Origin of the sequence: Pseudomonas pudica (genome assembly GCF_015680405.1) — a bacterium.
GTDB classification, from domain to species: domain Bacteria; phylum Pseudomonadota; class Gammaproteobacteria; order Pseudomonadales; family Pseudomonadaceae; genus Aquipseudomonas; species Aquipseudomonas pudica.
In genome coordinates this window covers 14,566-26,478 of the sequence record NZ_JADLJS010000032.1, presented here as the reverse complement: position 1 = coordinate 26,478, position 11,913 = coordinate 14,566, and the positions used below count along the sequence as shown (strand labels likewise).

Sequence of the window (11,913 nt, the reverse complement as noted above, 5' to 3'; positions counted from 1 at the left end):
CCGAATACATCGGCCCAAAGCCTGTGCAGTCCCTGTAGGAGCGGGCAAGCCCGCGAAGGGGCCGGGACAGGAATACCTCACTGGCGGCCCACCAAAGCATCCTCAACCACCTTCAGCAGCACCTCTTCAGAAAATGGCTTGCCCAGGCAGACCAGCGCCCCGAGCGCCATCGCCGCCCGCACCGCCCCTTCATCCAAATGCGCCGACATGCAAATCACCGGTAAACGCCACCCCAGCCGGGCCAGTTCGCGCTGCACCGCCAGCCCGCTCATCCCGGGCATCCTCAGGTCGAGCAGCACGCACCCCGCCTGTCGCGCCAGTGCCGAGGCCAGGAACAGGTCCCCTGCAGCAAACGACAGGGTCTCGAAGCCTGCCGAACGCAGCAGGTTGGCCAGGCTTTTGCGCACCGACGCATCGTCGTCGACGATGCACACCGCTCTGCTCATGCGCCGCCCAGACCCTCACGCCGCGCCCCGATGACGTTGTGCATGGCCACCAGCTCCAGCAGCGAGCGGGACTGCATCTTGTTCATGATGTTCTTCTTGTGCACCTTGGTCGTCACTTCGCTGGTGCCGATCTGCTTGGCGATCTGCTTGTGCGACAGGCCGCCAACCACCAGCGAGAACACCTGCCGTTCGCGTTGGGTCAGGCGCTGGTACTTTTCCTCGACCTGCCGCGCATGGTGCCATCTGCGTCCTTCCGCCACGGCACGCGTGCGCACCGCCTGCAGCAGTGTCAGCAACTGGTCTTCGTCGAACGGTTTGGTCAGGAACTCCACGGCCCCGGCACGCATGGCCTGGACGGTCATCGGGATGGTGCCGAAGCCGGTCATGAACACGATCGGCCAGGGCAGCGCCAGCCGACGCAGAGCGTCTTGTACCTCCAGGCCACTGGTATCGGGCAGATGCATATCCAGCAACAGGCAGGCACAGGGGGTTTCCAGGCGGGCCTCGAACAATGCCTCGGCACTGGCGAACAAATGATGCGGAATGTCCTGCGAGCGCAGCAGACGGCCCAAGGCCGTGCGCACCGACGGGTCGTCATCCACCACCAGCACCGGCACGTTCAAGTGCTCATCGAACAACTCGACAGTGTCGGCCACGGCGCACAACGGTGATTTGCCCAACGCCTCGCCAGGCACCTCGAGGCTGATCTCGGCGGCCAGGCGATAGCCCCGGCGCGGCACGGTCTGGATCAGGCCACGGTCGCCGAAGGCCTTGCGCAGCAAGGACACCTGCACCTGCAGGTTGTTGTCCTCGACCACCGTGCCGGCCCACACCTGACTGAACAGCTCGTCCTTGCCGACCACCCGGCCCTTGGCCTTGATCAGCGTCGCCAGCACCTCGAAGGCACGCCCGCCCAACAGGATCGGCTTGCCATCAACAAAGGCTTCGCGCCGCTCCAGCGACACCTGGGCATTACCTATTCGGATCATGGCTTCCTCGCGCGGGCATGGGCGTCTCCCAGCCCCGGGCAGCCTAGGCCAGCGTACGCCTTCAGACAATTATCCCGAGGGATAGGTTGGCCTGAGGACTATACAAAAGCCCGCCAGCCCCCAGGGGACGATAACGGACAACAGCGTGCCCGTTCCTGCCAAGCAGGCTGCAGGCCGCATCCATGCTGGGCCCGCTGCGTATACTCGCGCGTCAGGATGTTGCTAGCAGGGGGTGCCTTATGCTCGATGAACGCCTTGCCAACAGGCCCATCGATTACGACCAGTCCATCGACGAGGGCTGGCTGAACCGGTGCGACATCAGCGCGCTGGGCCAGGAAGGTGAGCTCAGCTACTTCCGCCTGCGCGACCCTGCCACCCGCCAGGCCTGGATCGCCGTACGCGCCCCGCGCGAGGCCCCCGCCGCCTGCCAGCGCCTGGAACGTGACTACCGCCTGCAACTCGACCCGCAGTGGGCGGTGATCCCCTCGGCGTTCGTGCGTTCGGCCGAAGGCCCGCTACTGGTGTACCCGGCCGGCCGCTCCATCGCCGACCTTATCGCAGAAGGCCCAGCAGCCCTGACGCCGTTTCTCGAGATTGCGGTAAACGCGGCCACTGCCTTGGCCCAGGCCCACGAACGCAATGTGCTACACGGCGCGCTGCAGCCAGAACATGTGTGCCTGCACACCAACCAACGAGTGCGGCTGGGCTGCTTTCGCGCCGACCCGGCGCAGCTGATCAGCGAACAGGGCACCGCGCTCGGCAACTGGGCGTACCTGGCGCCAGAACAGGTCTGCCCGCACGGCAGCAGCAGCGACCGACGCACCGACATCTATGCGCTGGGTGCGATCCTCTACCAGCTACTGCTGGGCGAACTGCCGCTAGCCGGACGCGACACCCAGCACTGGCGCCAGCTGCATGCGGGCGTGCAGCCACGAGCGGCCTGCGAAGTGGACAGCAATGTGCCGCAACCTCTCAGCCGGATCCTGGCCAAGGCCTTGGCCAAAGAGCCGGATGCCCGCTACCAGAGTGCCCGCGCCCTGGCGGTTGACCTGGCCCATTGCCAACGGCAATGGGCCGCCAGCAAATCCATGGAGGCCTTCGAGCCAGGCTGTGCCGACCCGGTCACGCCCGACCGCGCACGCCTGTATGGCCGCTGCGCCGAGCAGAAGTCCATCGCCCTGCTGCTCAAGGCCCTGCGCCGAGACAGCAAGCCACAAGCCCTGTTCATCAATGGGGCTACCGGCATGGGCAAGTCGAGCCTGGTCGAGGCAGCACTCAAGGCCAACGCCCAGGGTTACTGGGCCACCGGCAAATGCAATGGCGTTGCCCAGGCAGTGCCCTACGCGCCCTGGGTCGAGATTCTCGGCGCGCTGACCACCCAGTTGCTGGCCAAGAACAGCCAGGACCTCGACACCCTGCGCCGCGAGATGCTGCGCCGCATCAAAGGCCACGGCCGGCTGCTGGGCAAGCTGGCGCCAGACTTGCAACTGGTCCTCGGCCCCCTGCCCGAGTTGCCGGCCAAGCCCACGCGCCTGGCGCTGCAGAAGGAGCTGCGGGCGATCGTCGAGCTCCTGCAGGTGTTCAGCCGCCCCGGCCAGCCGCTGGTGCTGTTCTTCGATGACCTGCAGTGGGTCGACGACGCCAGCCAGCAACTGCTGGCGCAACTGCTGGCTCACGCGCCCGGCAATCTGTTGCTGATCTTTGCCCGGCGCAATGATGCCCCAGCCAGCAGTCCCCCCCTTGCCCTGCCCGCAGCGGTGCGCAGCACCACACTGAACCTGCGGCCCCTGCCGGTGGGCGCGGTGGCCGAGCTGATCGGCGAGCGCTACCACGTCGGCGCCGAGGACGCATTGCAGGTAGCCGAACTGGTGCACGAAAAGACGGCGGGCAACCCGTTCTTCATCAATCAGATTCTCCGGGCCCTGGTCGAGGACCAGCTGTTCACCTTCGATACCCAGGCCATGCGCTGGTCATGGTGCCTGAAGGCCGTGGCCCGCCACCGCTATTCCGACAATGTCGCCGACCTGATGATCCACCGCCTGGCGCGCCTGCCAGAGCCGCAGCGCAACCTGCTGCGGGTGGCTAGCGCGGCGGGCAGCCGCTGCGATGAACGCCTGCTTCAGCAGGTGCTCTCTCAAGTGCCCGGCGAACCGTTGAAAGCCTTGGTTGGCGCGGGTTTCCTGCAATCGGGCCAGAACGGCCTGGGCTTCGCCCACGAGCGGGTGATGGAAGCCGCGTACGCTCTCACGCCCGCGCGCGAGCGTGCCCAGTTGCATGCACATATCGCCCTGGCCATGCGCAAGGCCTGGCCGGGGCGCCTGCACGAGGCACTGTTCGAGCTTGCCAACCAGCTTCAACGCGCCAGCCCATGCGGGTTTGCAGCGGATGACTGCGAAGCGTTCCTGCAGCTTTTACGCGAAGCCGCAGCACGCGCACGCGACAACGGCGCTTTCGAACAGACAGCTGGCTACCTGCACACGGCCGAGCAGTTGCTGCACCACTGCGCAACGCTGGAAAGCCGCGCCACGCATGGCTTTGCCATCGCCTGCATGGCCACCGAATGCGACATGCAACTGTCGCGAATGATCGCGGCCGAGGCCCGCATCACTGAATGCCGCCAGCGCGCTCGCTCGGCGTTGGACCAGGCGCGGGTATGCCGCCTGCAGGCGCTGCTGTGCACCTTGCGCGGCGACTATCAGGCGGCCATCGACAGCGCCATATCCGGCCTGGACTTGCTGGGTATGAGCACGGTGCGAGGTGTCGACTGGCAACAGGTCGAGGCCAGTCATGCCCATGTACAGGCCTTGGTCGAACAGAAAGGCCGGCACTGCCTGGAGTCGCTGCAGCGCACCGATTCGGAGGAAGTGACAGTTGCCATCAGCCTGCTGGCCACCCTGTCGTCATCGTTTTTCGTGAAGGACGACATCTGCTTCCTGCACCTGGCCAAGCTCATGGAGCTGTCACTGCTGCACGGCGTCGCGCCGGGCAGCACCTATGGCATGGCCTGGTACGGGGTGATGATTGCCGAGCGCTTCGGCGCCTACCATGATGGCCATGCTTGCTGCCTGGCTGCGCTCAAACTGATAGAGCGGCACGGTTTCGACGCTGACTTGACCAGCGCGCTGCTGGCCCTGGACCAGGTCAGCGCCTGGACCTCGCCCATGGAGTTCGCCCGCCGCACCGCGCTGGATGCGGTTGACTCAGGGCGCGTGAGCGGTGACTTGGCGATGAGCTGCTATGCCTGCAACCACCTGGTTTCCGATTCGCTGTTCATGGGCCGCTACCTGCCGGACGTGGTGGAGGAACTGGCGCAAGGCCTGGCCACCGTGCGTCGCCACGGTTACCGCGACATCGAGCAGATCCTGCAGGCCCAGCAAGCGTTCATCGCCAAATTGAGCGGCACGCCCTCCCCGGCCTCGGCCACAGCCTCGAAATCGCCTACCACGCGATTCTTCCAGTACCTGATGGCCGGCATGGGCGACTTCTACCTGGGCGATATCCCGCAGGCCATGCGCAACCTTGCACTGGCCGGCGACAACACCTGGGCGGTACCAGCGCACATCAACCTGGCTGATTATCACCTGTTCCGCGGCCTGGCCCTGGGCAGCCCCGAGGCCATTGGCAGCCCTGCCGACAAACTGCGCGAGCTACGGGCCCTGCGCGAGCGCTTCGGCCGCTGGGCCGGCTTCAACCCGGCCACCTTCCGCAACAAGCTGTTGCTGATCGAAGGCGTGATCGCCAAGCTCGAAGGCGACGGCCTGGCCGCCATCCGCTGCTTCGACCAGGCACAGATCGCCGCCACCGCCGCCGGTTTCATCCACGAGCAGGCGCTGGCCCACGAACAGCTGGCCGAGGTATGTATCCCCAGCGGCCTGATCTCTGGCGCCAACCTGCACCTGCGCATCGCCCGCGACTGTTTCCATATCTGGGGTGCGACCGGCAAGGTGCACCAACTGGAGGCTTTGCATCCATTCCTGCGCACTCAGCCGATCCAGGAAAGCCACCGCGCCACCCACCAGGCCAAGCTCGACCTGGAAGCCGGCATCGAGGCAGCACGGGCGCTCTCCGAGGAAGTGCTGCTCGAAGGCCTGATCGAAACCCTGATGGGCCAACTGACGCAGCACTCCGGCGCCGATCACGGTGCGCTGCTGATCGTCAGCGGTGCCGAATTTCAGATGGCGGCCCTCGCCTACATTGACGACGCCGGGCTGCACGTGAGCATGGACGACTGCCAGAAGTTCATGACCCAGGCACCGCTGTCGATCATCAACGCCACCATGCGCACCAAGAAGCCCCTGGTGCTCAACGATGCCCAGAGCGATTGCCCCGAGGCCTTCCGCCAGCAGTTGCAGGCGCGCAAAGCCCGTTCGGTGCTATGCCTGCCGCTGGTGATCCAGGGCGTGCTGATCGGCCTGGTGTACCTGGAAAACCGCCTGGTACCGAACCTGTTCGGCAGCCAGCGCCTGGCCATGCTGGAAATCCTCGCCTCGCAGGCGGCAGTGTCGCTGCAAACCGCCAAGTTCTACACACGCCTGGCCGAAGACAACCAGACTCGCGCCCAGATGGAAGCCGAGTTGCGCCGCTCCCGCGCGGAGTTGGCGCGCACAGCGCACCTGCAGGTGATGAACGAGCTGTCCGCGTCCATCGCCCATGAGATCAGCCAGCCGCTGCTGGGCATAGCTTCCAACGCCGCTGCCAGCCTGCGCTGGCTGAAGCGAGCCAAGCCCGACCTGGAAGAGGCGATTGCTGGCCTGGAAGACATCCGCAACGACAGCGAACGGGCCGCCAACATCGTGCGTGCGCTGCGCTCACTGGCCAAGCAGTCGCCAATGCAACTCAAGGCGGTGAAGCTGGACGAACTGATCCGCGAAGTGGTGCGCCTGACCTCGGCCGATGCCGCCAAGGGCACGGTGGACGTGCAGACGCGGTTGCAGGCAGGGGTGAGCGTGATGGCCGACCCGGTGCAGTTGCAGCAGTTGGTGTTCAACCTGATTACCAATGGCCTGGAGGCGCTGGCGGGGTATCGCAGCGATGGGGTGCTGCGGATTGCGTTGGCGGTGGTCGGGGATGATGTGGAGGTCTGCGTGGACGACAACGGGCCGGGGATAGCTGCGGATGAGCGTGAGCGGGTGTTCGATGCGTTTCATACCACCAAGATCGGCGGCATGGGGATGGGTTTGGCAATCTGCAGCTCGGTGGTGCAGGCCCATGGAGGGGAGTTGCAGGCGCTGGTGTCGGAGCTGGGCGGGTGCCGGATTCGCTTTACGCTGCCTGTGAATCCTTCCTAAGCCTGTACCGGCCCTTTCGCGGGTGAACCCGCTCCCACAGGGAGAGTGCACAGCCTGAGAACTGCACGGTTCCTGTGGGAGCGGGTTCACCCGCGAAGGGGCCGGTACAGGTTTACATCAACGGGCGCTCAGGGCCGCATAGCTGTTCATCAGGTTGCGGTAGTTGGGAATCCGCTGCGACAGCAGGTTACCCAGCCCTTCGATGTCGTTGCGCCAGTCGCGGTGCAGCTCACAGGCCACCGAGAACCAGTTCATCATCTGTGCACCCGCCTGGGTCATGCGCACCCAGGCCGCCTGCTGCACGGTTTCGTTGAAGGTGCCAGAAGCATCGGTCACCACGAACACTTCAAAACCTTCTGCCAGCGCCGACAGGGTCGGGAACGCTACGCACACATCGGTCACCACGCCGGCGATAATCAGCTGCTTGCGGCCAGTAGCCTTGATCGCCTTGACGAAGTCTTCATTGTCCCAGGCGTTGATCTGGCCGGGGCGGGCAATGTACGGCGCATCCGGGAACATCTCTTTCAGCTCGGGCACCAGCGGGCCGTTCGGGCCTTGCTCGAAGCTGGTAGTGAGAATGGTCGGCAAGCCGAAGAACTTGGCCAGGTCGCCCAGGGCCAGCACGTTGTTCTTGAACTCGTTGGGCGAGAAGTCCTGCACCAGCGAGATCAGGCCGGTCTGGTGGTCGACCAGAAGCACCACGGCATCGTCTTTGTTCAGGCGCTTGTAATCGGGTTGGCTCATCGGGGTGACTCCTTGGGTTGGGAAAACGGGCCGGCACTGTCTACAAGGGGCTATACCGGCGGATAGGTTCGGCTTAAGGGTGGACCTGCGCCTGACGCCAGGCCTTGGGCGGCTGGCCGACCAGGCGGCTGAAGGCACGGGTGAAATGGGCCTGATCGCAGAAGCCGCATTCCAGGCTCACGTGGGTGATTGGCGCCTCGGTGGCAAGCAGGCGCTTGGCCTTTTCCATGCGCGCCAACAGGCGCCAGGCCTGGGGCGATAGGCCAGTGTTGACCTTGAACGCACGGGAGAAGTGGCTGCGGGTGAGGTTGCATACCCCGGCGATTTCGATGATCGACAATGGGCTGTGCAGCATCAGTTCCTTGGCCCGGCGCAACCGCGCAGGCGTGAGTGCGCCGGGGGTTTGCTGCGGCGCTTGGGGCTTCCCGGGGTGCATGGCGACTCTCCTGTTCAATGCAGAAAGTCTCGCCCCCGGCACATGACAAAGTCCTGAGCCAGACCTGAATAGTTGTTAATTGTGCACTGCTGGCCCTGGCCGTTTTGCCGATACCTTAAGATGCGTTCCGTATTCAGCTTCAGGCCGCTAGTGGCGGCCGGCATTCAAGGCAAAAGAGCCATGCAGGAAAAACCCGCCCACCGTACCGTAGCCATGGTGCTGTTCAATGATGTGTTGTTGCTGGACGTGACCGGGCCCATGGACGCGTTTGCCATTGCTAACCGCTTCCTTCCTGCCGAGCGAAAGTACCGGCTGCTGACCCTGGCCGAAGGGCAGGCAGCGGTGCGCGGCTCTTGCGGGTTGAAAGTGGTGGCTGACCTGCGCCTGGAGGACTTGCCGGAGGCCGTCGACCTGTTGCTGGTGCCAGGCGGCCCGGGGGCCTATGACATCGCCCTGCCAGGCATCGAGCGTTGGCTGCCCCAGGCTGTGCGCCGGGCCAAACGCTTTGGCGCAATCTGCACCGGGGTATTCCTGCTGGGCCGGGCCGGGCTGCTGGACGGCTATCGCTGCACCACCCACTGGAACTACGTGGAGCGCCTGGCACAGGCGTTCCCCAATGCCAAGGTCGAGACCGAACAGATCTACGTGATCGACCGCTGCCTGATTACCTCGGGCGGCATCACCGCTGGCATCGACCTCGCACTGGCGGTGGTGGCCGAAGACCACGGCAAGGCGCTGGCCCTGGAAGTGGCCAAGGTACTGCTGGTCGCCCGCCATCGCCAGGGCGGGCAGACACCCTACGGGCCACTGCTGGCGGCTGTACCGCGGGATGATTCGCCGATTGCCCGGGTGCAGGCGTATATCGTCGACCATATCGAGCAAGCCTTCACCGTGCAGAAGATGGCCGACCTGGTGGCCATGAGCGGGCGCAACTTCGCCCGGACATTTCTGCGCGAGGTGGGGATCACACCGCTGCAGTACCTGCAGAATGCAAGGATCGACCGCGCGCGAAAGCTGCTGGAAGGCACCGACCTGCCGTTGAAGGTAGTGGCGGCGCAGTGCGGGTTTGGCAGTGACCGGCATTTGCGCAAGGTGTTCTGCGAGCGGATTGGCATGACGCCGGCGCAGTATCGGGCGCAGTTTGGTGGCAGTTGAGTATGCAGATTTCCTGTGCTGGCCTCTTCGCGGGTGAACCCGCTCCCACAGGTACAGCGGTGTGTTCAAGCCTGCGCAACACCCGCGAAGAGGCCAGCACGACTGTCACCTGATTCAGGACAATGTGTCTTCCTCACAGCAGATTGTCTGGCACCCGCACATTCCCCAGAATTGTCCGCCAAACTGATCTAACGCTGCCCCGGCAGCTCATGGAGTACGAGCCAATGCCACACGAAGGCAGCCTTCTGCAAACCGCGGTGATCTTCCTGCTCGCCGCTGTCCTCGCCGTCCCCCTGGCCAAGCGCCTGCACCTGGGGGCCGTGCTCGGTTACCTGCTCGCCGGTGTGATCATCGGCCCGCAAGCGCTGGGCCTGATCCGCGACACCGAAAGCGTGGCGCACATTTCCGAGCTGGGCGTGGTTCTGCTGCTGTTCATCATCGGCCTGGAGCTGTCGCCCAAGCGCCTGTGGCTGATGCGCAAGTCCGTATTCGGCGTCGGTACCGCCCAGGTGCTGCTGACCGGTGCGCTGATCGGCGCCATCGCCGTGTTCGGCTTCAGCCAGACGCTACCGGCGGCCATCGTGCTCGGTCTGGGCCTGGCGCTGTCGTCCACCGCCCTTGGCCTGCAGAGCCTGGCCGAAAGCAAGCAGCTCAACGCCCCGCACGGCCGCCTCGCGTTCGCCATCCTGCTGTTCCAGGACATCGCCGCCATCCCACTGATCGCATTGGTTCCGCTGCTGGCCGCCAGTGGCCCGGATACCAGCCACGGCGACAGCCTGGAGCACGGCCTGAAGGTGTTCGCCAGCATCGCCGTGGTCATCGTCGGTGGCCGCTACCTGCTGCGCCCGGTGTTCCGCACCGTGGCCCGCACCGGCCTGCCGGAAGTGTCCACCGCCACCGCGCTGCTGGTTGTGATCGGCACTGCCTGGCTGATGGAAGAAGCCGGCATTTCCATGGCCCTGGGTGCCTTCCTCGCCGGCCTGCTGCTGGCCGACTCGGAATACCGCCACGAGCTGGAATCGCAGATCGAACCGTTCAAGGGCCTGCTGCTGGGGCTGTTCTTCATCAGCGTCGGCATGGGCGCCAACCTGCGCCTGCTGCTTGAAATGCCTTTGGTGGTGCTGGGCCTGACCCTGCTGCTGGTGGCCGTGAAGCTGGTACTGCTGATCGGCGTCGGGCGCCTGGCCGGTGGCCTGAACAGCGCCAGCGCCCTGCGCCTGGGCATGGTGCTGGCTGCAGGTGGCGAGTTTGCCTTCGTGGTGTTCAAGCTGGGCAAGGACCAAGGCTTGTTCGACACCCAGACCTACGACCTGCTGCTGATGACCATTACCCTGTCGATGGCCATTACCCCGCTGCTGATGATTGGCTGCGCCCACGCCCTCAAGCGCCCGCAACCGGCGCGTGAGGTGCCGGAGCATTACAAGCAGATCCAGGCTGACACGCCACGGGTAGTGATCGTCGGCATGGGCCGCATGGGCCAGATCGTCGCGCGCATCCTGCGGGCACAGAAGATTCCATTCATTGCTCTGGAAACCTCGGTGGACACCATCGAGATGACCCGTATGTTCGAACAGGTACCCGTGTTCTACGGCGACCCGCTGCGCCCCGAGGTGCTGCATGCCGCCAAGGTGGGCGAGGCGGAATACTTCATCATCACCATCGATGACCCGGAAGCTGCCATTCACACCGCGGAACGGGTGAAACGCCTGTACCCGCACCTGAAAGTGCTGGCCCGCGCGCGTAACCGCCAGCATGTGCACAAGTTGGCGGATGTCGGCGCCGAGCCGATTCGCGAGACGTTCTACTCCAGCCTGGAGATGACCCGCCGGGCATTGGTGGGGTTGGGGTTGAGCGAGGCGCAGGCAGCGGACCGGATTGCGCGGTTTACCCAGCATGACGAAGAGGTGCTGGTGGCCCAGGGACAGGTGCGTGATGACCGGGCCAAGGTGATGCAGACGGCCAAGGAGGCCCGGGCGGAGTTGGAGCGGTTGTTTGATTCGGATGCGGATTGAGGGTTGGCGCATCGATTCAGGAAGAGGGCTCAGGCCCTCTTTTGTATTTTTGGCTTGAGATTGTCTGGGTCCGCTGCGCGGCCCTTCGCGGGCACGCCCGCTCCCACAGGTACTGCGCCGCTTGCCAGGCTTGCGCACTCCTGTGGGAGCGGGCGTGCCCGCGAAGGGCCGCGCAGCGGACCCAGTGCACAAAAATATCAGCGGCATCCTACTTCGTTGCGAGCCATTTCCTACTCAGCCATACCATCTGACGAATTATCCTACGCACCGTGTCGAAGCCCGTCTGATTGTCCGGGGAAAGCCTGCTCTCTAGGCTTGCCGGGTCGCTGTCGGTTCAGCGATCGGGTGTGGAAACCCGGCAGGTAAATCGGAATAGCTGTTGTCATGGCAGCTGCGCGCGGGAGGCCGAATGGCCTGCCGGGGTTCCGATAGCCTGGCTTTCCACCCCGCGTGCAGCCACCACCCTTCGCGTGGAAACGGATGGTGCCGGCCAACCTCTATCGGAGTTTGGCTATGAATAAAATTGTCCCCAATCCACCTCTTCCCGACACCAAAGAGCGCGCTTTCAGCCGCTGCGATGCCGGCCATCCACCTTTGTTCACAGTAAACCCGGGCGTCTCCGCCCACGACGCCCTGGTGCATGTCGCCCAGTACCTGCGCGGCGCCTACGACTGTGGCTACAAAGCCCTGGAACACCTGGATGAAACCGGCAAGAGCCTGTTCTGGAGCAACCTGAATGCGCTCGAAATGGCAGAAGGATTGGTTGAGGCATTGCTGGATGGGATTGAGTCGCAGCCCATGAATTGATGTTGCCCTTGCTGGCCTCTTCGCGGGTGAACCCGC

General features: G+C 64.7%; 8 protein-coding genes. 4 read left to right on the top strand and 4 right to left on the bottom strand.

The genetic code is table 11. The annotated features are described in order from the left end of the window. Positions 1–77: 77 nt before the first annotated feature. Together IRZ77_RS19600 and IRZ77_RS19595 are read right to left on the bottom strand one after the other, a co-directional pair. Positions 78–446: a response regulator transcription factor gene (locus IRZ77_RS19600; RefSeq protein WP_196174217.1), complete on the bottom strand. Its 369-nt coding sequence runs from the start codon at positions 444–446 to the stop codon at positions 78–80. Continuing rightward, on the bottom strand, positions 443–1,435 hold the full coding sequence (locus IRZ77_RS19595; RefSeq protein WP_196174215.1) for a response regulator: 993 nt from the start codon (positions 1,433–1,435) through the stop codon (positions 443–445). Before IRZ77_RS19595 ends, IRZ77_RS19600 begins: the two co-directional genes overlap by 4 nt. 239 nt (positions 1,436–1,674) lie before the next feature. Between IRZ77_RS19595 and IRZ77_RS19590 the strand changes: the two genes are divergently transcribed. Further along, positions 1,675–6,723 carry a trifunctional serine/threonine-protein kinase/ATP-binding protein/sensor histidine kinase gene (locus tag IRZ77_RS19590; RefSeq protein ID WP_196174214.1) on the top strand — a complete coding sequence of 1,683 codons (5,049 nt, stop codon included), beginning with the start codon at positions 1,675–1,677 and terminating at the stop codon, positions 6,721–6,723. 117 nt (positions 6,724–6,840) lie between these two features. Here IRZ77_RS19590 and ycaC read toward each other — a convergent pair whose 3' ends face one another. Together ycaC and IRZ77_RS19580 are read right to left on the bottom strand one after the other, a co-directional pair. Beyond that, on the bottom strand, positions 6,841–7,467 hold the full coding sequence (ycaC, locus tag IRZ77_RS19585) for an isochorismate family cysteine hydrolase YcaC (protein ID WP_004375560.1): 627 nt from the start codon (positions 7,465–7,467) through the stop codon (positions 6,841–6,843). A gap of 73 nt (positions 7,468–7,540) precedes the next feature. Continuing rightward, positions 7,541–7,903 (bottom strand): helix-turn-helix domain-containing protein, encoded by a 363-nt coding sequence (locus tag IRZ77_RS19580; RefSeq protein ID WP_087500881.1) that lies wholly within the window; start codon positions 7,901–7,903, stop codon positions 7,541–7,543. A 180-nt stretch (positions 7,904–8,083) separates the two neighbouring features. Between IRZ77_RS19580 and IRZ77_RS19575 the strand changes: the two genes are divergently transcribed. From IRZ77_RS19575 to IRZ77_RS19565, 3 genes are all read left to right on the top strand, one after another. Next, entirely contained in the window at positions 8,084–9,058 is a 975-nt protein-coding gene (locus IRZ77_RS19575) for a GlxA family transcriptional regulator (RefSeq protein ID WP_108481649.1), read from the top strand. A 224-nt stretch (positions 9,059–9,282) separates the two neighbouring features. Continuing rightward, positions 9,283–11,070, top strand: coding sequence for a monovalent cation:proton antiporter-2 (CPA2) family protein (locus IRZ77_RS19570; protein ID WP_196174212.1), 1,788 nt, complete (start codon positions 9,283–9,285; stop codon positions 11,068–11,070). Between the two features lie 513 nt (positions 11,071–11,583). Further along, a complete protein-coding gene (locus tag IRZ77_RS19565; protein ID WP_196174210.1) occupies positions 11,584–11,877 on the top strand; it encodes a hypothetical protein in 294 nt (97 codons plus the stop codon). The last annotated feature ends 36 nt before the right edge of the window (positions 11,878–11,913 follow it).

Coding starts and splice junctions, on each gene's coding strand:
- IRZ77_RS19600 (WP_196174217.1), bottom strand. CDS start 446: ATGAGCAGAGCGGTGTGCATCGTCGACGACGATGCGTCGGTGCGCAAA.
- IRZ77_RS19595 (WP_196174215.1), bottom strand. CDS start 1,435: ATGATCCGAATAGGTAATGCCCAGGTGTCGCTGGAGCGGCGCGAAGCC.
- IRZ77_RS19590 (WP_196174214.1), top strand. CDS start 1,675: ATGCTCGATGAACGCCTTGCCAACAGGCCCATCGATTACGACCAGTCC.
- ycaC (WP_004375560.1), bottom strand. CDS start 7,467: ATGAGCCAACCCGATTACAAGCGCCTGAACAAAGACGATGCCGTGGTG.
- IRZ77_RS19580 (WP_087500881.1), bottom strand. CDS start 7,903: ATGCACCCCGGGAAGCCCCAAGCGCCGCAGCAAACCCCCGGCGCACTC.
- IRZ77_RS19575 (WP_108481649.1), top strand. CDS start 8,084: ATGCAGGAAAAACCCGCCCACCGTACCGTAGCCATGGTGCTGTTCAAT.
- IRZ77_RS19570 (WP_196174212.1), top strand. CDS start 9,283: ATGCCACACGAAGGCAGCCTTCTGCAAACCGCGGTGATCTTCCTGCTC.
- IRZ77_RS19565 (WP_196174210.1), top strand. CDS start 11,584: ATGAATAAAATTGTCCCCAATCCACCTCTTCCCGACACCAAAGAGCGC.